At 65.9% G+C, this 19,655-nt stretch carries 17 protein-coding genes; 8 read left to right on the forward strand and 9 right to left on the reverse strand.

Annotation, left to right across the window (positions count from 1 at the left end):
• Complete coding sequence (locus GRI48_RS05935; protein WP_237451737.1) at positions 1 to 486, reverse strand: EF-hand domain-containing protein; 486 nt, start codon at positions 484 to 486, stop codon at positions 1 to 3.
• Positions 487 to 548: 62 nt separating this feature from the next.
• Positions 549 to 2,372, reverse strand: coding sequence for a DUF885 domain-containing protein (locus GRI48_RS05940; RefSeq protein WP_160672767.1), 1,824 nt, complete (start codon positions 2,370 to 2,372; stop codon positions 549 to 551).
• Between the two features lie 176 nt (positions 2,373 to 2,548).
• Between GRI48_RS05940 and GRI48_RS05945 the strand changes: the two genes are divergently transcribed.
• Positions 2,549 to 4,576, forward strand: coding sequence for a S9 family peptidase (locus tag GRI48_RS05945; protein WP_237451738.1), 2,028 nt, complete (start codon positions 2,549 to 2,551; stop codon positions 4,574 to 4,576).
• Between the two features lie 69 nt (positions 4,577 to 4,645).
• On the opposite strand, the gene GRI48_RS05950 is transcribed toward GRI48_RS05945, so the two are convergent.
• Positions 4,646 to 5,527, reverse strand: a complete 882-nt coding sequence (locus tag GRI48_RS05950) for a MipA/OmpV family protein (protein WP_160672773.1) — start codon at positions 5,525 to 5,527, stop codon at positions 4,646 to 4,648.
• 136 nt (positions 5,528 to 5,663) lie between these two features.
• Between GRI48_RS05950 and crtY the strand changes: the two genes are divergently transcribed.
• From crtY to GRI48_RS05980, 6 genes are all read left to right on the forward strand, one after another.
• Positions 5,664 to 6,842: a lycopene beta-cyclase CrtY gene (gene crtY, locus GRI48_RS05955; protein ID WP_160672776.1), complete on the forward strand. Its 1,179-nt coding sequence runs from the start codon at positions 5,664 to 5,666 to the stop codon at positions 6,840 to 6,842.
• Positions 6,839 to 8,332 (forward strand): phytoene desaturase, encoded by a 1,494-nt coding sequence (locus tag GRI48_RS05960; RefSeq protein ID WP_160672779.1) that lies wholly within the window; start codon positions 6,839 to 6,841, stop codon positions 8,330 to 8,332. Before crtY ends, GRI48_RS05960 begins: the two co-directional genes overlap by 4 nt.
• The gene (locus tag GRI48_RS05965) at positions 8,329 to 8,910 is read left to right on the forward strand and encodes a TIGR00730 family Rossman fold protein (protein ID WP_160672782.1); all 582 of its coding nucleotides are present in this window, start codon (positions 8,329 to 8,331) and stop codon (positions 8,908 to 8,910) included. The genes GRI48_RS05960 and GRI48_RS05965 overlap by 4 nt, the downstream gene beginning before the upstream one ends.
• Before the next feature lie 86 nt (positions 8,911 to 8,996).
• Positions 8,997 to 10,010 (forward strand): phytoene/squalene synthase family protein, encoded by a 1,014-nt coding sequence (locus GRI48_RS05970; RefSeq protein ID WP_474091849.1) that lies wholly within the window; start codon positions 8,997 to 8,999, stop codon positions 10,008 to 10,010.
• A gap of 10 nt (positions 10,011 to 10,020) precedes the next feature.
• Complete coding sequence (locus GRI48_RS05975; protein WP_160672785.1) at positions 10,021 to 11,928, forward strand: acetyl/propionyl/methylcrotonyl-CoA carboxylase subunit alpha; 1,908 nt, start codon at positions 10,021 to 10,023, stop codon at positions 11,926 to 11,928.
• Positions 11,929 to 11,984: 56 nt separating this feature from the next.
• On the forward strand, positions 11,985 to 13,538 hold the full coding sequence (locus GRI48_RS05980) for an acyl-CoA carboxylase subunit beta (protein ID WP_160672788.1): 1,554 nt from the start codon (positions 11,985 to 11,987) through the stop codon (positions 13,536 to 13,538).
• Here GRI48_RS05980 and GRI48_RS05985 read toward each other — a convergent pair.
• Positions 13,535 to 14,815, reverse strand: a complete 1,281-nt coding sequence (locus tag GRI48_RS05985; RefSeq protein ID WP_237451739.1) for a multidrug effflux MFS transporter — start codon at positions 14,813 to 14,815, stop codon at positions 13,535 to 13,537. The two genes, GRI48_RS05980 and GRI48_RS05985, sit on opposite strands and share 4 nt — an antisense overlap.
• 80 nt (positions 14,816 to 14,895) lie before the next feature.
• Between GRI48_RS05985 and dinB the strand changes: the two genes are divergently transcribed.
• A complete protein-coding gene (dinB, locus tag GRI48_RS05990) occupies positions 14,896 to 16,017 on the forward strand; it encodes a DNA polymerase IV (protein ID WP_160672791.1) in 1,122 nt (373 codons plus the stop codon).
• On the opposite strand, the gene GRI48_RS05995 is transcribed toward dinB, so the two are convergent.
• The 5 genes from GRI48_RS05995 to GRI48_RS06015 form a co-directional block, all read right to left on the reverse strand.
• A complete protein-coding gene (locus GRI48_RS05995) occupies positions 16,014 to 16,493 on the reverse strand; it encodes an NUDIX domain-containing protein (RefSeq protein ID WP_160672794.1) in 480 nt (159 codons plus the stop codon). The two genes, dinB and GRI48_RS05995, sit on opposite strands and share 4 nt — an antisense overlap.
• Positions 16,481 to 17,104, reverse strand: a complete 624-nt coding sequence (locus tag GRI48_RS06000) for a 6-phosphogluconolactonase (protein WP_160672797.1) — start codon at positions 17,102 to 17,104, stop codon at positions 16,481 to 16,483. Before GRI48_RS06000 ends, GRI48_RS05995 begins: the two co-directional genes overlap by 13 nt.
• A 71-nt stretch (positions 17,105 to 17,175) precedes the next feature.
• Positions 17,176 to 17,637: a Dps family protein gene (locus GRI48_RS06005; protein ID WP_160672800.1), complete on the reverse strand. Its 462-nt coding sequence runs from the start codon at positions 17,635 to 17,637 to the stop codon at positions 17,176 to 17,178.
• Positions 17,638 to 17,753: 116 nt separating this feature from the next.
• Positions 17,754 to 18,293, reverse strand: a complete 540-nt coding sequence (locus GRI48_RS06010; RefSeq protein ID WP_160672824.1) for a hypothetical protein — start codon at positions 18,291 to 18,293, stop codon at positions 17,754 to 17,756.
• Positions 18,294 to 18,300: 7 nt separating this feature from the next.
• The gene (locus tag GRI48_RS06015; RefSeq protein ID WP_160675462.1) at positions 18,301 to 19,632 is read right to left on the reverse strand and encodes an alkaline phosphatase PhoX; all 1,332 of its coding nucleotides are present in this window, start codon (positions 19,630 to 19,632) and stop codon (positions 18,301 to 18,303) included.
• Between the last annotated feature and the right edge of the window lie 23 nt (positions 19,633 to 19,655).

The following is a 19,655-nucleotide window of genomic DNA, read 5'->3' on the forward strand; positions in this document are numbered from 1 at the left end:
CTAGCGGACCAAGCCTGCCGCCTGCATCTCGACGGGCGTGACGACGCCGTCGCGATCGGTGTCGATGCGGTCGAAATTCGCCTGCGTCGCGATGCGATACTCGACCAGGGTGATCGAACCGTCCTTGTCGGTGTCGAACTGCTGCATCAGCGGATCGGCGCTGACAGCGATCGCGTCGGGATTGGCAAGCGCGGCGAATTCCTGCGGGCTCAAGGCGCCGTTGCCGTCCTTGTCGAGCCCGACGAACACCACCTGGTTCTGGCGGATCGCTTCGGCTTGCGCGACTTCGCGCTGCGTCGCGACGATCTCCGCCGGAAGCACGACGCCGCTGCCGTCGCGATCGAGGCGCCGGAACTCGGCATCCATCTGGGCGACGAAATCCGCCCTGCCGATCGGCTGCTGGGCCGGTGCCTGGCCCGGTTGCTGCGCGAGAGCGGGGCTGGCGCTCGCCAATGCGGCGAACCCGAAAGCGAGGTGTTTCAGCATGACGTCGGGACCCTCCTTACGCGCAATTGCTGGCATGGGCGCGCTCGTCTGACAAGACGCGCCTACGACCCGCCGCCGCCACCCGCGATCCAGGTGTCGATTTTCTTCTCGAGGACCGTCAGCGGCAGCCCTCCGGTTCCCAGGACCTGCTCGTGGAAATCGCGGATGTCGAACCTGTCGCCGAGAGCCTGCTCGGCGCGCTTGCGCAGTTCCTGGATCTTGAGCGCGCCGATCTTGTACGCCAACGCCTGACCCGGCCATGCGATATAGCGATCGACCTCGTTCTCGACTTCGGTGCGGCTCATTTCGCTGTTGGCGAGCATGTAGTCGATCGCCTGCTGCCGGCTCCACCCCTTCGAATGGATCCCGGTGTCGACAACCAGCCGCATCGAACGGAAGTTCTCCGCGCTGAGCGTGCCGTAACGGTCCCACGGATCGTCGTAGAGGCCCATCTCGTAACCCAGCGTTTCGGCATAGAGCGCCCAGCCCTCGCTGAAGGCCGTGTAACCGCCGAACCGCAGGAAATCGGGCAATTCCGCGTTTTCGCGCTGCAGGCTGATCGCGAAGTGATGGCCGGGCACCGCCTCGTGCAGATAGAGCGTGACCTGGTCGGGCGTCCGCCGGCTCGGCAGGTCGTAGGCGTTGTAATAGAAGATGCCCGGGCGCGAGGCATCGGGCGCGCCGGCCTGGTACGATGCACCGGCCTGGTAGCGCTCGCGATATGGCTCGTAGGGACGGATCTCGAGCGGGGTCGCGGGCTGCTCGGCGAACAGGCGGCCGACCCGCGTATCGACGATCTTGCCGATCTCGCGGTAGCGATCGCCCAGCCCCTCGCGGCTGGTCGGCGCGAACCTTGGGTCGGTGCGGACGTATTCGAAGAACTCCTTGAGGGTGCCCTTGAAGCCGACCTCGGTCATGATGTCGCGCATCGCCGTGTGGATGCGCGCGACTTCCGACAGACCGAGGGCGTGCACGTCGGCGGGCTCGAGCGGCAGCGTGGTGCGCTCTTCGACTTCCTTGCGATAAAGCGCCGCGCCGCCCTTCATTCCCGAAAGCCCGTCCTGCTTGCGCGCTCTGGGTAGGTACTCGTCGCGCAGGAAAGTCAGCAGTCGGCGGTTGGCCGCGTAGATTTCGCTCTCGATAACGGCGGTGGTCTCGGCCGTCAGCCGCTGGCGGTCCGCCGCGCCGATCGAAGCGGGCATTTCGGAAAGCGGTGCGTAGAAAGGGGAATCCTCGACCGGGATCGCCAGCTGCGTTTCCAGCTGCGCGATCATGTTGGAAACGGTCAGCCGGCTTTCGACCACCCCGCTCGCCATTCCTTCGCGAAAGGCCGCGATGGCGCGGTCGATGTAGCGCGCATAATCGGCGTGCCTCTTGTTCGCGTTCTCGTAGTCCTCGACCGTCTTGAACGGGGTCGGACCCTGCAGGCCGGCGAAATTCGGATAGCTGCTGTGCAGTCCCAGGAAATGGTTGAGCGGCCGTACGCGGGTGAGCGCCAGCCAGCGCGTGTCGAGAGCTTCCAAAGCCTCTTCGCGATTGTACTTGAAGACGTCGTAGGCGATCTGGTCCGTCGCGCTGAGCTGCGCATAATCGATCGCGGCAAGCCGGGCGAGATCGTCGCGGGCGTTCGCCCGAAGCGCGTCGTAATATCCCGGCGTCAGGCTGTAGGTCAGCTTGTCCGCCTGCCGGAAGTCGCCCCGATAAATCGCCCCCATCGGCGAGAGCTGCAGCTCGGCTTCGTTTGAGTCGGCGAACAGCTGGTGCAGGCGGGTATGCGCGGTGGAATCCCGGCGTCCGACCTGTTCGGTTTCAGGCGGCGCGACAGCCGTCGTCGCGCAAGCGGAAAGTGCGATCGCCGACGTGGCGATCAGGAACGATTTGAACATGTTAGCGACCCTCGGAAGTTGTCCCGGTTGTCGCCCCCTTAGACCAACCGGCGACGAAAAACCAAGGGCTGCGTCCGCGTTGCCTGCGCCTTCCTGCCGCGGCCTTGCAGGAACCGCTTCAACCGTTATGGGGTTGCCGAACCGGTTTCAATTGGGAGTATTCGATGTATCGTTTGATGGCTTCGGCCGCTGTTCTTGCCACCATTACCGCGACGCCCGCCCTCGCCCGGCCGATGACGCCGGAAGACGTCGCCAAGATCGAAACCGTCGGCGGTATCGCCATCTCGCCCGACGGCAAACGGATCGCCTACACCACGGTTTCGCGGCCCGATGTCACGGCAGGCGAGGAAGATGGCGGGGCCCGCCAGCAGCTCAAGCTCGCGTGGGGCGCCAACCAGGCCCGCGATTTCCTGCCCGACGACATGAATGTCTCCGGCGTCCAGTTCTCGCCCGACGGCCGGACGATCTCGTTCCTGTACACCGCGGAAGACGAGAAGCGCGCCGTTTGGGGCATTCCCGTCGATGGCGGTGCCGAGCGCAAGCTCGCCCAGGTCGAGGACGCGAGCGTCGCCAGCTACGCCTGGTCCGCTGATGGCAGCAAGCTGTACCTGCTGGCCGCATCCGCGCCGGACGATACGCGCGACGCGGAAAGTGACGCCGGGTTCGACGCGATCGTCTACGAGGAAGAGCCGCGCCTCAACCGCATGTTCGTCGCACGCGTCGGTGCCGAGGTCGATGCCGCACCGGTTGCGGTCGCGATCCCCGGCTATGTCGACGAATTCAAGGTCACGCCCGACGGCCGGACCGCCATCGTCGGCAGTTCGCCGACCCCGCAGGTCGACGATACCTATACCAAGAAGCAGTTCCAGCTGGTCGACCTCGCTTCGGGCAAGGTCAGCCGCGTGATCGGCACGACCGGCAAGGTCGGCGATGCCGAGATCTCGCCCGACAGCAAGACGATGTCGCTCATCGCCGGCGTGGACCAGAACGATCCGGCGGCTACGACGCTGTACCTCGTCGATCTCGCGACCGGAAACTTGCGCGCACTCAACGAAGGTGCGGCAGAAGCGGCGAGTGACGCGGAATGGATGGCCGATGGCCGGCTGGCCGTTGCGGTGGACGTCGGCGCGCAGACGCGCCTGCGTATCTACAATCCCGACGGCAGCGTGGCGCAGGAAGTCGATCCGGGCGACCTGATCATCGCCGGGATCGAGGCCGCGGGCGGCACGCTTGCCGCGCGCGCCAGCTCGCCGTCGCACCCGCTCGAGCTGTTCACCTTCGACGGCACCGGCTTCACCCGCTGGACCAGCCACAATCCGTGGCTGTCGGAGATCGATTTCGGCAAGCAGCGCACCTACCGCTACACCGCCCGCGACGGGCAGGAAGTGGAAGGCGTGCTGATCGAGCCGGTCGGGGGTGCGAAGCGCGGCGGCGCGCCGTTGATCCTCGACGTGCATGGCGGCCCCGAAGCGCATGAATCGAACGGCTGGGTGACGAGCTACAGCAACCCCGGCCAGGTCGCCGCGGGCCAGGGCTACGCAGTGTTCCTGCCGAACTACCGCGGCTCGACCGGGTACGGCACGGCTTTCTCCAAGCAGCACCAGGGTCGCTACACCGATCCCGAATTCACCGACCTGGTCGATGCCAAGCGCGCCCTTGTGAACGACGGTATCGCTGACCCCAAGCGCACCGGCATCACCGGGGGCTCCTATGGCGGCTACGCCACCGGCTGGGCCGCGACCGCGCTGAGCGACGAATTTGCCGCGGGCGTGATGTTCGTCGGAATTTCCAACCAGATCAGCAAGTTCGGCACGACCGATATTCCGTGGGAGATGTACAATGTGCACTCGCGCGCATGGCCGTGGGACGACTGGCAGAAGATGCTCGAAGTCAGCCCGATCTACCACGTCGACAAGGCGGAAACCCCACTGCTGATCATGCACGGGGCGGAGGACACGCGCGTCTCGCCGAGCCAGAGCTACGAGCTTTATCGCAACATCAAGGTCAGGAAGCCCGAAACGCCGGTCCGGCTGGTGCTCTATCCGGGAGAAGGCCACGGCAACGCCGGTGCTGCTTCCCGCTACGACTATAACCTGCGGATGATGCGCTGGTTCGACACCTACCTCAAGACCGGTAATGCAAAGGCGCCGCTGCCCGCGTCCCGCCCGAAGCTGCCTGCCGCGGTTTCCGGCAAGGAGGACTGACGGCTCGATAGGCCTCGGCGGCAAGACAGGACGGGGTCGGCATCGCGCCGGCCCCGTTCCTTTATCGGCCTAGAAAACGTAGCCGATGCCGGTCGCGATCTTGAACTGGTTGCGGCTGCCGCGCAGATCCGTGAACGGCGTTTTCGCGCCGTCTCCCAACATCCGCGAATAGCCGACCTGCGTCCCGAGAATGAAACCGCGACGTTCCAGGTCGCCATTGAGCGCGTAACCGAACGACAGCTTCGCGCTCGCCTTGAACCAGCCGCCATCCGCCTCGTATTCCGGCAGACCGCTCGCCGCGCTCTGCTCCGGGTTGACCGAGTAGTAATAGCGGGTGAAGTCGCCGTCGCCGTAGAAGGCGCGCACCGCGAGCGAGGCGACCGTCCCGCGGCTGAGCGGCGTGCGATAGGAAATGCCCGGCGTCACCACCATGCCGCCGTGCGCGCCGGCCACGTCCTTGCGGACGTCCGCACCGATGCTGATCCGGTCATAGGCGTGAAAGACCTCCTTCACGACGAGCCGTGCGCCCGCTCCGAGTTCGACCGCCTTGTCGAGCTCGCCTGCGGCCTCGACCACCTCGTCGCCGACCTTCCCGGTGCGATCGCTGCGAAACTTGATCACCGGCCCGCCGTTGAGTTCCAGCCGGTCGCTGAGGTCGACTTCCAGCAGGTCGACCGAGAAGCCCGACGAGCGCGGCGATATCCGGATGCCCCCGATCTCGCCCGCGATCATCGGCAGAGGCTTGAGTTCGTAATCGTTGGATCCGTCGTAGGTGGCCTCGTAGATCGCGCCGATCCCGAGCGCCAGCCAGTTGTCGTCGAATACCGACTTCTCGGGCTCGGCCGACAGCGGGAGGCTCGCCACCGATATGACCTCCGCTTCCTGGGCGAAAGCAGGCGAGGCGCAGGCTGCGACCCACCCCGCTGCCAACGCGGTAAGATATCTTGTCATTATTGCTTTTCCCTAGGGAGGTTCCTGCCTCAACGTCGCTTCGGCGGCTGCGTTCCGCAGGCGCGGGCAAGGCGCATGTCGCGACCGGTCCGGTTGCGATTGCTCCGCGCGGCCCCGTCCCCTAGGGCAGCAGGCGATGAACGGGCGTGTTATCGATATTGCCATTGTCGGCGGCGGCCTTGCCGGCGGCCTCACCGCTCTCGCGGTCCATCGCGCCCGGCCCGATCTGCGGATCGCACTGGTCGAAAGCGGCGACATGCTGGGCGGCAACCACCGGTGGAGCTGGTTTTCCTCCGACATGAGCGACGAGGGTGCTGCGCTCCTCGCCGAATTCCCGAGTGCGGCATGGGACGGCTACGATGTGCGGTTTCCCGGCTACGAGCGGACGCTCGAGACGGGCTATAATTCGCTTTCTTCGGTCGATTTCGACAAGCGCCTGCGCGAACTTCTGCCCGAGGGATCCATCCTCGCCGGCCGGAAGGTCGCATCGCTCGGCGCACACGGCATCGTACTTGCCGATGGCGAACCGGTCGAGGCGCGCGCGGTCATCGATGCGCGCGGGATCACCCGGGCCGACGATCTGGAAGGCGGGTGGCAGGTGTTCATGGGCAGGCATATCCGGACAGTGCGCCCCCACGGGATCGATCGGCCTATCATCATGGATGCGACGGTCGAACAGCACGACGCCTATCGCTTCGTCTACACCCTGCCGCTCGGCCCCGACGAACTGTTCGTCGAAGACACCTATTACGCCGACAGCCCTCTGCTCGACCGCGCGGTTCTCTCGGCACGGATCGACGCCTATTGTGCCGAGCATGGCTGGACGGGCGATGAGATCGGCAGCGAGACGGGCGTCTTGCCGGTCATCACCGGCGGCGACTTCGACCGGTTTCGCGCCAGCCAGGCCATTCCCGGCGTCGCCACCATCGGCGCGCGCGGCGGCCTGACCCATCCGCTGACCAGCTACACATTGTCCTTCGCGGTCGAGACCGCCCTTGCCATCGCCGGCGATGCCGACCTGTCCGGGGACGAACTGGCCGCCACAATCGACCAGCGCGCCCGGACCCATTGGCGAGGTACGCAGTTTTATCGCAAACTCGGCCGCATGCTCTTCGGCGCGGCCAAACCCAAGGAACGATACAAGGTGTTTGCACGCTTCTACCGCATGCCCGAACCGCTCATCGAACGGTTCTATGCCGGGCGATCCAATACCCTCGACGAAGCCATGGTCCTGTCGGGCAAACCGCCCGTTCCGGTGCTCGCCGCGATGCGGGCCCTCGCCACGCGCGGCAATCCGCTGGTGATGCCGTCATGAGCGCCGAAGGCAGGAGCGCCTGCGTCATCGGCTCGGGCTTCGGCGGTCTGGCGCTTGCCATCCGCCTGCAATCGGCAGGCGTATCGACGACCATCGTCGAGGGCCGCGACAAGCCCGGCGGCCGTGCATATTACTGGGATCGCGAAGGCTTCACCTTCGATGCCGGGCCGACCGTGATCACCGATCCGCCCTGCCTCGAAGAGCTCTGGGCGATCAGCGGGCACGACATGGCCAAGGACGTCGAGCTGATGCCGGTCAGCCCGTTCTACCGGCTCAACTGGCCCGACGGTACCAATTTCGATTACTCGAACGACGAGGCGCACCTCCTGTCCGAGATCAACCGGGTCGCCCCCGGCGATGTCGGCGGATACAATGAATTTCTCGAGTATTCCGAGGGCGTGTGGCGCGAGGGCTATCTCAAGCTCGGCACCGTGCCGTTCCTCGATTTCGCCAGCATGGTGAAGGCCGCCCCCGCGCTCGCGAAGTACCAGGCGTGGCGCAGCGTCTATTCGATCGTCAGCAAATACGTGAAATCGGAAAAGCTGCGCGAGGCGCTGAGCTTCCACACGCTGCTGGTCGGCGGCAACCCGATGAAGACCAGCGCGATCTACGCCCTGATCCACAAGCTGGAAAAGGACGGCGGCGTATGGTGGGCGCGTGGCGGGACCAATCGCCTCGTCGCCGGCATGATCCGCCATTTCGAGCGGCTGGGCGGCACGCTCCGCCTCGCCGATCCGGTGGTGAAGGTTCACACTGTCGGTACCCGCGCGAGCGAGGTCGAGACCGCCAGCGGCTGGAAGCAGCGTTTCGATGCGGTCGCTTCCAATGCCGACATCGTGCACAGCTACAAGGACCTGCTGGCAGGCACCAAGCGGGGCACCAAGAACGCGGCGAGCCTTGCGAAGAAGAGCTTCAGCCCGTCGCTGTTCGTGGTCCATTTCGGGCTCGAGGGGAGCTGGCCCGGCATCCCGCACCACATGATCCTGTTCGGCCCGCGCTATAAGGGCCTGCTCGAGGACATCTACGACACGGGCGTGCTGCCGGCCGATTTCTCGATCTACCTGCACCATCCCACGGTCACCGACCCGAGCATGGCGCCCGCGGGCAAGAGCACGTTCTACGCGCTCGTGCCGGTCGCCCACATGGGGAAGCTGGCGGTCGACTGGGACCAGGTCGGCCCGATGCTGGAAAAGCGCATCCTCGACGAGATCGGGCGGCGGCTGATTCCGGACATCCACGACCGCATCGTCACCAAGTTCCATTACGCGCCGAGCGACTTCGCGACCGATCTCAATGCCCACATGGGCAGCGCTTTCAGTCTCGAGCCGGTGTTAACCCAGTCGGCATATTTCCGTGGCCATAACCGGGACGACGTGATCGAGAATTTCTACCTCGTGGGCGCGGGCACGCATCCGGGCGCCGGGATTCCCGGCGTGGTCGGCAGTGCCAAGGCTACAGCGGGGTTGATGCTGCAGGACCTGTCGGCGTGAAGCGCCTCGCGGTCTATTGCGGTTCCGCCACTCCGGCGGACGAGCGCTATATCAAGCTGGCCCGGCAGGTCGGCATGACGCTGGCCGCGCGCGGGATCGGCGTCGTGTATGGCGGCGGCAGGCTCGGGCTGATGGGTGCGGTCGCATCGGGCGCGCTGGAAGCGGGCGGCGAGGTCATCGGCGTCATTCCCGAAGCGCTCGCCAATTCCGAAGTCGCCAATACCGACTGCACCGAGCTGCGCACGGTGTCGGGCATGCACGAGCGCAAGCAGGCCTTCACCGACCTGTCCGACGGGTTCGTCACCATTCCCGGCGGGGTCGGAACGATGGACGAGCTGTGGGAAGCGGTGAGCTGGGCCCAGCTCGGATACCACACCAAGCCGGTCGGCCTGCTCAACGCTTTCGGCTTCTACGACGACCTGATCGCGTTCAACGCCAAGATGGCCGAGGTCGGCTTCGTGCGGCCCGCGCACCAAGGCATCATCATCGCCCGCGATCACCTGGCCGACCTGCTCGCGGCGATGGCGGATTACCAGCCGCATACGCCGATCTTCCGGATGAAAGCCGAGGATCTTTGAGCCCGCCCCGCGTCTTCGGGAAGGCCCGGCGGCCACGCCAGAAGCGCCTGAAGCGCGGCGAAAGGATGCTCGCCCCGTCGCGCATCATGCGCCCGACGATGGCAGTCGCGGGCGGAGGCCGGATGCGCGCGCCGCTGGTCGCCAAGGCGCGGGACATGATCGCCAGGGGCTCGACCAGTTTCACCGCGGCGAGCATGCTGTTCGCCCGCGGCACGCGCGAGCGGACCTGGCTGCTCTATGCCTGGTGCCGCCGTTGCGACGACATAGCCGACGGGCAGGAACTGGGCGGCGAGCTCAAGCCGCAGGCCAATACCGAGGATCTCGTCACCGGCATCCGCGTGCTCACCAGGCGGGCGCTGGAAGGCCAGCCCACGGCCGATATCGGCTTCGATTCCTTCGGGCAGGTCGCGAGCGAGGCAGGCCTGACGATGGAAGAGGCCGAAGAGGTCATCAAGGGCTTCGAACTCGACGGCGACGGGTGGCGGCCGCGCACCGAAAAGGACCTCATCCGCTATTGCTACCACGTGGCAGGCGCGGTCGGCGTGCTAATGGCGCGGGTGATGGGCGTGCCGCGCGATGCGGACGAAGTGCTCGACCGGGCATGCGACCTCGGCATCGCCTTCCAGCTCGCGAACATCGCGCGCGACCTCGACGAAGACGATGCGGGCGGGCGCTGCTACCTGCCGCAGGAGTGGCTGGCCGAGATCGACGTGCCGCCCGGCCAGCACATGAAGCCACCCTATCGCTTCGCCACTTCGGCACTTGCCGCAAGGCTGGTGCAGCGGATGGAGCAATACGAGGCGGCGGCCAAGCTGGGCGCCGCGCATCTCCATTTCCGGCAGCGCTGGGCAGTCCTTTCTGCCGCGCGCATCTACGGCGCGATCGGGCGCAAGGTGCGCGATCGGGGTCAGCTTGCGTGGAACAGCCGCGTGCATACGACCACGCCCGAAAAGATCTGGCACGTCGCCGCCGCCATGTGGGAAGCGGCGGTCAACAGGCCGATCATCCCGGAGCAGATGCCGCGCTATGGCCGCGCCGATTTCCTGACGCCGCCCGCGCCCCCGCTCGCCCCGCTGGACGAGGGCATCGCGGAACGCTAGCTCCGCCGGCATGATTTCCAAGCTCCTGATCGCCAATCGCGGCGAGATCGCCTGCCGCATCATCCGCACCGCGCGCCGCATGGGGATCGCCACCGTGGCGGTCTATTCCGATGCCGATGCCAAGGCGCTGCATGTGCGCCAGGCCGACGAGGCGGTGCATATCGGACCATCGCCGGCGGCCGAGAGCTACCTTGTGGGCGAGAAGATCATTGCAGCGGCGAAGCAGACCGGTGCCGATGCGATCCATCCGGGTTACGGCTTCCTTTCGGAGAACGCCGGGTTCGCGCAGGCCGTGATCGATGCGGGCCTCATTTGGGTTGGCCCAAAGCCTGCCAGCATCGAGGCCATGGGCCTGAAGGACGCCGCCAAGAAGCTGATGCGCGCGGCGGGCGTGCCGGTGACGCCGGGCTACGAGGGCGAGGACCAGTCGGTCGAGCGCCTGAAGCAGGAAGCCGACGCCATCGGCTACCCCGTATTGATCAAGGCGGTCGCGGGCGGCGGCGGCAAGGGGATGCGCAAGGTCGACGCGCCGGAGGACTTCGAGGCCGCGCTGGAATCCTGCCGGCGCGAGGCCAAGGCGAGCTTCTCCAATGACGAGGTCTTGCTCGAAAAGTGGATCACCTCGCCACGCCATATTGAGGTGCAGGTCTTTGGCGACAGCCACGGCAATGTCGTCCACCTCTTCGAACGCGACTGCTCGCTCCAGCGCCGCCACCAGAAGGTGATCGAGGAAGCCCCCGCACCCGGCATGGACGAGGCGACGCGGCAGGAAATCTGCGCCGCCGCCGTCCGCGCGGCAAAAGCGGTCGACTACGAAGGCGCGGGCACGATCGAATTCATCGCTGATGCCAGCGAAGGCCTGCGCGCCGACCGCATCTTCTTCATGGAGATGAATACGCGTTTGCAGGTCGAGCACCCGGTGACCGAGGAAATCACCGGGGTCGATCTGGTCGAGTGGCAGCTGCGCGTGGCGAGCGGGGAGCCGATCCCGCTGAAGCAGGAGGAGTTGTCGATCAACGGCCACGCGATCGAAGCGCGGCTCTATGCGGAAGACCCGGCGAAGGGGTTCTTGCCGAGCACGGGACGGCTTGACGAATTTTACATTCCGACGCTTCACGCGCGCGTCGAGACCGGTGTCGAAGAGGGCAGCTCCGTATCGCCATTTTACGACCCGATGATTGCGAAGGTCGTTGTTCACGCACCCTCGAGAAGGAGAGCCATTGCTGCCCTCCAAGAAGAACTCGATGGCACTCTAGTTCACCCGGTCAAGACAAACGCAGGCTTCCTTTGGCTCTGCTTGTCGGACAGCGCATTCCAAGACGCCGATCTCGACACGGGCCTGATCGAACGACGAGGCGAAGCGCTGATGCCGCCAGCCGATCCGTCCCTTGCGAACCTAGATGTAGCTGCGGCAGCCGAGGCTTTGAGTTGGGAATGGAGGGAGGATACAATCCCAGGGCACAAGGCGCGCGAACTTACTGGGCTTCGGTTGAACGGACCTGCTCGCCGTGACGTCCATTTTATCTTGCCCTCGGGTGAGTCAGCCTCAGGGCAAATCACTCGTAGAGCGCAAGAAGACGACCAATTCGAGGTGTGGACCCGCGACACGGGCGAGGGAATACTGATTGTCGAGCAGGGCCAAACCTATTTTCTCAGACGAAGGGTTGACGGCACCGGCCACGCCTCCGCCGCCGACGGAGCGATCCTCGCGCCGATGCCGGGCAAGGTCATCGCGGTCGATGTCGCCGAGGGCCAGGCGGTCACCGCCGGGCAGCGGCTCATGGTGCTCGAGGCGATGAAGATGGAGCACGCGCTCACGGCACCCTTCGACGGGACTGTGACCGAACTCAACGCCAGCGAAGGCGGGCAGGTGCAGGTCGAAGCCGTGCTGGCGGTTGTCGAGCCGAAAGAAGAATAGGGCTTCCCTTTCGCCGTATCCCTTGCGAGCGTGCCCGACGAGGAGAGAGGGCGCTCATGAGCTGGGAAAAGGAACTCGATGAACTCCGCCACCGCGAGGCGCTGGCCGAGCAGATGGGCGGGCCGGACAAGGTCGCGCGCCAGCACGGGCGCGGCAAGATGGATGCGCGCGCACGGCTCGCCGCGCTGGTCGATCCCGGCAGCTTCCGCGAGATCGGCAAGATCGCCGGCAAGGGCTCCTACGACGAGAACGGCGAACTGACCGGCGTCCTGCCCGCACCCTTCCTGTTCGGCAAGGCGACCATCAACGGGCGGCCGGTGGTCGCCACCGCGGACGACTTCACCATTCGCGGCGGCGCGGCGGATGCGGGGATCGGCCGCAAGATGGAGCAGGCCGAGAAGATGGCGCACGAGCTGCGCCTGCCCATCATCCGCATGATCGACGGCACGGGCGGCGGCGGCTCGGTCAAGACGCTGGAGATGATCGGCGCAACCTATATCCCGGCGGTCCACATGTGGGGCGAAGTGGTCGAAAATCTCGACCGCGTGCCCGTGGTGGCCCTGGCGCTCGGCCCGACAGCCGGGCTCGGCGCGGCACGGATCGTCGCCAGCCATTATTCGATCATGGTCAAGGGCCTCAGCCAGATCTTCGCCGCCGGTCCCGCGGTGGTCGACGGGCTGGGCGATGCGTGGAAGGACGGCGCGGCAAGCCACGAGGAAGCCAAGGAGAACCTGGGCGGAAGCGGCATACATACTCGCAACGGCGTGGTCGATGACGAGGTCGCTAGCGAGGCAGAGGCCTTTGCCCGTGCCCGCCATTTCCTCAGCTTCATGCCCGAGCACGTCGGCCAGTTGGCGCGGCGCGTCGAAACCGGCGACCCGGCCGATCGCCGCGAAGAAGCGCTTCTCGATCTCGTCCCGCGCGAAGACAAGCAGGTCTATTCGATGCGGCGCGCGATGGAGATGGTGTTCGACCGTGGAACGGTGTTTGAAATCGGCCGCATGTGGGGCCGCGCCTCCATCACTGCCCTCGCCCGTCTCGACGGCTGGCCGGTGATGGTGCTGGCCAACGACCCCTCCTACCTCGGCGGATCATGGGACGCGAAGACGAGCGAGAAGGTCGAACGCTTTGTCAAACTGGCAGACCTGTTTCGCCTGCCCATCGTCCACCTGGTCGACAATCCAGGTTTCATGATCGGGCGCGAGGCGGAGATGGCGGGCACTATCCGTTACGGCGTGCAGGCGATGAACGCGGTCTACAAGGCGACCGTCCCGCTTGCCTCGATCGTCATGCGGCGTGCCTACGGCATCGCGGGCAGCGCGATGAGCAACGCCGATACCTACCAGTACCGCTATTGCTGGCCGAGCGGCGACTGGGGCAGCCTGCCGATCGCGGGCGGGCTGGAGGTCGCCTACAAGTCCGAGATCGAGGCGGCCGACGATCCGGCGGCGGAACTGCAAGCGATCCGCGAGCGGCTGGACAAGGTGACCAGCCCGTTCCGCAGCGCCGAGCGCTTCAACGTCGAGGATATCATCGACCCGCGCGACACGAGGCCCTTGCTGTGCGAGTTCGCGGGTCTTGCCTGGCGAAGGCTGGCCGCCGGGGCTTAAAGCCCTTCGTGCATGGCGAGGTAGCGGCGCGCCTGCCCCGGTCGGCGGAACAGCTTGCCCCGCTCGCTGAACAGCACCAGCAGCAGACAGGCGAGGCTGCAGCCGAACAGCGCGAAGGCGATCGGCTTGGCCGTCCCGTCGTAGATCTGGCCGATGCCGATGCCGATCAGCGCGGCTCCGCCCATGCGGATGAAGCCCTGCGCCGAGCTGGCCGAGCCGGCAGTATGCTCGAACGGCTGCATCGCGATCGAGCCGAAGTTCGCGCCCATGAAGCCGAGCAGGCACAGATTGCCCGCCATCAGCGGCACAAACCAGGCGAGCGATCCGGGCTGGAACAGCGCCGCATAGACTTGCATCCCGGCGATCGCGATGAAGGTGCAAAGCGCCGTGTGGCTCACTCGCCGGGCGCCGAAGCGTTCGACGATGCGCGAATTCGCAAAGCTCGACACGGCGAGCGTCGATGCCGTCATGCCGAAGATCAGCGGGAAGTATTCGTCGGCATCGAAGTGCTCGCCGATCAGCTGCTGCGCGGAATTGATGTAGCCGAACAGCGCGCCGAAAGTGAGCGAGGATCCGATGACATAGCCCGATGCGGTGCGCGTGGTCAGCGTCAGCGGCAGGTTGTGGAACACGGTCTTGAGGTCGATCGGCTGCCGATCCATCGGGTCGAGCGTTTCGGGAAGCCGGCGGAAAGCCCACACCCAGACGACACTGGCGATGGCCGCCATGGCGATGAAGACCCAGGGCCAGGTCGCGAAGCCCAGCACCGCCTGCCCGAGGCTGGGCGCGAGCACCGGCACGACCATGAAAACGATGAAGATCGTGCTCATCAACCGGGCCATCGCATCGCCTTCGAACCGATCGCGGATGATCGCGGCGGGCAGCACGCCCAGCCCGGCGGTGGCGAATCCCTGCAGCGCGCGCAGCACCAGGAGCATGTCGAAACTGGGCGCGAAGGCACAGGCGATGGAGAAGCCGACATAGGCCGCGAAGCTGACCCACAACACGCGCCTGCGGCCGAAGCGGTCGGCGAAGCTGCCCGGAACGAGGCACCCGACGCCGGTCGCGAGCAGGTAGATGCCGACGACCAGCTGGCGCCGGTTGGGGTCGGTCACCCCGTAGCTTCCGGCAATTTCGTCGAGCGCGGGCAGCATCGCGTCGATCGCCAGCGCGCCCAGGCTCATCACTGCCGCCATCAGGGCGACGAACTCGCCCCGTCCGATGCTGCGTCGGCTGTCGTCGCTGGCGTGGATGCGGGTGATCATCGCGAGGCCCATGCCTGTTGCGCTGCAGCATGGGAAGCGTTTTCCCGTGCAACCTGCTTCAATTGCCAGTCGCGTGCGCTTATTCTCGGGTGATGGACGAACAGGCGACGGCGGAGGAGGAACAAGAGGGCGAAGCCGCCGGCCTGCGCAAGATAATCCACGTGGACATGGACGCGTTTTTCGCGAGCGTCGAACAGCGCGACAATCCGGAATTGCAAGGCAGGCCGGTAGCGGTCGGCGGGTCGAGCGGGCGCGGCGTCGTTGCCGCCGCAAGCTACGAAGCCAGAAAATTCGGCGTCAGGAGCGCCATGCCCTCGGTCACGGCCAAGCGGCTGTGCCCGGACCTCATCTTCGTCAAGAGCCGCTTCGACGCCTATCGCGAGGTCTCCCAGCAGATCCGCGCGATCTTCCGTCACCACACCGAACTGGTCGAACCCTTGAGCCTCGACGAAGCATATCTCGACGTGACCGAGGATCGGCTGGGGATCGGCTCGGCGACGCGCATAGCGCAGATGATCCGGCAGGAGATCAAGGCCAAGACCCGGCTGACCGCGAGCGCCGGGGTCAGCTACAACAAGTTCCTCGCCAAGCTCGCCAGCGACCAGAACAAGCCGGACGGAATCTGCGTCATCAGGCCCGGCCAGGGCGCCGATTTCGTCCAGTCGCTGCCAGTCAGGCGATTCCACGGTGTCGGTCCCAAGGGCGCGGAGAAGATGGCCAGGCTGGGGATCGAGACCGGCGCGGATCTCGCGGGAAAAGACATCGCGTTCCTGCGTGCGAACTTCGGGAGCTTTGCGGATTATCTCTATCGCGCGGCGCGCGGGATCGACCTGCGGCCCGTGCGCTCCAACCGTATCCGCAAGTCGGTCGGCGGGGAGCGGACGTTCTCGGAGGACATCTCGAGCGGACCGGCCTTGCGCGAAACGCTGGAGAACATCGTCGACATCGTGTGGGAGCGGATCGAGCGCGCCGAGGCAAAGGGGCGGACGGTCACGCTCAAGATGAAATACACCGATTTCCAGATCATGACCCGGGCGAAATCGCTGTCCGAGAACGTGCGCGACAAGGCGCATTTCGCCCAGATCGGTCGCGCGCTGCTGGAGGAATCGCTGCCACTGCCGTTGCCGATCAGGCTGATGGGGCTGACGCTGTCGAACCTCGAAGGGGTGGAAAAGAAGGTGGTGCGCGACGAGGCGCAGTTGCGCCTTCTCTAGGAGCCTGTCCGCATGTGCTCGCGCCAGAGTTCGAGCCGTGCGCGGGTCAGCTTGCTCAATGGCTCGGGCAGCGAATTGGCCGGAAAGAGCCGCGCTTCGGCAATCTCGCGTCCGTCGGCCTCGGGCATATCGGTGATCGTGCCGAGGTATACATGGGCCCGGTGGGGTGAGCCGGAGATCGTCTCGTTCAGCACGCCGATGCAACGCAGCCCCGTCACCTCGCAGCCGATTTCCTCGCGCGTTTCACGCCGCACGGCATCCTCCGGGCTTTCGCCACGGGCGAGCCCGCCCCCCGGCAAGCACCAGGATGGCGTGCCATAGCTGTGACGCACCAGCACGACCCGGCCTTCCAGGTCACGCAGAATGGTGGAGACTCCCTCGATCCGCGTGCCGCGCCAGATGCGCCAGCGATGGCGGACGCGATGCGCGATCCGCAAGGCGACCCGGTGGACCGGGCGCGGGATCAGGCGAAGCACGTGACGGGCTGGCTGGCGGCGGCTAGAAGACGCGCGACCGGCAAGTCGTGCTCGCCACGAACCGCGGCATCGAAAACGGCGCGCTTGTCTGCCCCTTCGCCGAGGGTGAAGAGGATCTCGTCGCTGTCGAGCAGCGACGGCATGGTCAGCGTGATCCGGTCGAACGGGGCTTCGGGCGGGAGCGGATCGGGCGTCAGCTGCCGCACCTGTGCCGGGTCATCGACCTGCGGATCGGTATTGGGAAACAGCGACGCGATATGCCCGTCCGCACCCATGCCGAGCCAGGCGAGCGCGAAATGCGGGATGGCCTCCATCACCGTCAGCGGCGCGACCTCGGCCCCGACGGGTTCGAAGATCGCGCGGATCCGTCCGCGATTGCTCGCCGGATGATCGAGCGGCACAACGCGGTCGTCGCCTGCAAAGATCACGATGCGCGACCAGGCGAGCTCGGCCTTCGCCAGCTCCTCCATGATCGGGAACGGCGTCGAACCTCCGGGCACGGTGATCGCCAACGGGCCCTCGCCCGCGGCCAGCGCCGAACGCAGGCGAGACTCGATCCAGTCTGCGATCGCGGATGATCCGGCGTCTTCGATGACAGTGACGTTGTCCATCGCCCTCCCATAACGAAAAAAGCCGCGGTCGCCTATCGCGCCGCGGCTCTCTTCCGGTGATGGGCGAAACGTTACTTGGCGGTCTGGTTGAGGAACCAGACGCGCTCCTCTGCCTGGTCGATCCAGTCGTCGACGAGGCCGTTCGTGGCATTGTCGTTCGCTTCTTCGGACGTCTGCTTCACCTGTTCGAGCCGTTCGAGCAACTTGCGATTGTCGTCCCGCAATTCGGCGACCATCGCATCCGGCGTCAGCGTCACGTCGTCCTGGTCCTTGATCGCGGTGATCTTGGCGACCGACCCGACCGAGGTCAGCGTGTATTCGTCGTTCTTGCGTACGCGTTCGCCGATCACGTCGACCAGCGAGATGATCTGCGCGGCCTGTTCGTCGAACAGCAGGTGCAGGTCGCGAAAGCGCGGACCCGCGATGTGCCAGTGGAAGTTCTTGGTCTTGATGTAGAGCGCCAGGTGATCGGCGAGCGCGCCGTTCAGCGCTTCGATCAGCGCGGTTTTCGAATTGTTGCCACTGTCGGCCATGTGTCGGCTCCTCTTCGTCTTCGTCGTTCGGGTGTTATCCCATCAACGGTCCGGCACGTCCCGGGTTGCATGAGGATTCGTCATCGAAATGAACGAGTAAGTCAAGCAATAGGCCGCTATTGAGCGAAAGCGCCGAAATAGAACGCTCCGGCTGCGAGGACCGTCGCAGCTCCATAGCGAGCGTTTACCCCGAATTTCTCCGCCCCGCCACGCAGGGCAAGCGCTGCCGCGACACCCGTTCCCATCGCCAGCCCCGCCGAGAGGCCGGTAAAATCCGATGCGATCAGGCCGAGTGCCAAGGCGAGCGATGCCACCCCGTCACGGATCGCGAAGGCGGCAGCGACGAGCCCGATGGCAAAGCCCGAACGGGTCGGCTCGGCAGGCTCGACCAGCGCGTAGGGTTTCAGCACGAGGAACACCGTCACCGCGAGCAGGCCTGCGGCTGCCGCTCGCGCGAGTTCGTGCCCCAGCACAGGAGTGATCGCAGCGCCGGCCAGCAGCAGCAAGCCGATGATCGCGAGCTGGCCGACGAAGGCCGGGACCAGCAGCGCGCTACGCACATCTGCCTTGCGCCCGAGCACATCAAGCAGGCGCGCCACGTTTCCCGAAAGTCCGGTAAAGAGCGCGGCTATCAGCCCGTATATTGCCAGCGCCACCCCTCGATCAGCCGAGGTGCTGCCAGGGTCCGGTAATCGCCAGCGTGGCTGCAGGGCTGTAGCTGTTGACGAACAGTACCCGCCCATCCGGAGAGAAGCAGGCCCCTGCCCACTCGGTCTGGCGGCGCAGCTTGGCCAGCGGATAAGCGCGCCCGTCCCGCGTCACGCCGCGAAGGTGGTTGTCGACCACCTCGGTGTACTGGTCCTCGCAAACAATCAGCTGGCCGTCCGGCGCGATCGTGAGATTGTCGCCGTAATTGAACTGGTCGGGATCGGTGCTCTCGTAGAACAGCGACACGGTCTCGCGCGATCCGTCGAACGCCGGGCGCAAGCGGAAGATCTGGCCGAGCTTGGCCGCACCGCCGCTGGTACAGGCGAAATAGAGTTCGCCATCGCCCATGTGGATCCCCTCGCCGCGGGCGAAGCGCGCGCACCCCTTGGCGGCACCACGCTGGCGCAGGTCGTCTTTGGGTGCCTCCACATCGTCCATGACGACCCATTCGACCGCGTATTCACGCTCGCGCGGCATGTTCGAACCATCCCAGTTGCGCGTATCGTCGAGGCCGACGATCCGCATCGCCTGCAGTTGCCCGCCCTCGGCCAGCCGCTTTCCGCTGTTGGGCACGAAGCGATACAGCAGCGAATCGTCGCGATCCTCGGTCAGGTAGATCAGGCCATTGCGCGGATCGACACAGGCCGCCTCGTGATTGAAGCGGCCCATGGCCTTCAGCGGCACCGCATCGATGAGACCCGTCGCCGTCGCCGGGACTTCGAATATCCAGCCGTGATTCTTGTCGAGGCCCTCGCCATAACGCTGGCCGGGTCCGGTCACCGCCTCCTCGCAGGTCAGCCAGCTTCCCCAAGGGGTAGTCCCGCCTGCGCAATTGCGAATCGTTCCGGCGAGCGAGCGGAATTGCTTCTCCACGGCGAGCGTGCGCGCATCGAGCACGATGTTGGTCGTGCCGCCCGGCAGAACCAGCCCGTCGCGCTTGCCGAAACCCTTGGGGAGCGGATCGCCGATGTCCTGCCCGGGCATGAGTTCGTGATTGCGGACCAGCACCAGCTTGCCGCCGCCGATGTCGAAGCAGCCCATGCCGTCGGCCGCATCGGGCACCGAACCGCCATCGTCCATCCGGTCGCCGAGCTTCGAGAGGATCCGGTACGAAAAGCCCTGCGGCAAGTCGATGAAGCCAGCAGGATCGGCAACGAGATCGCCATAGCCGGCCACGCGCGGACTGCCGGTACCGGCCGGGCCGCGCACGCTGCATCCGCTGGCGACCAGCGCCGCCATGGCGACGGCCGTCGAGCCGAGGAACTGCCTGCGATCCTGGATGGGCATTTTCACTACTGGTTTCTCCTGCG

This window comes from Qipengyuania oceanensis, from assembly GCF_009827535.1.
GTDB lineage: Bacteria > Pseudomonadota > Alphaproteobacteria > Sphingomonadales > Sphingomonadaceae > Qipengyuania_C > Qipengyuania_C oceanensis.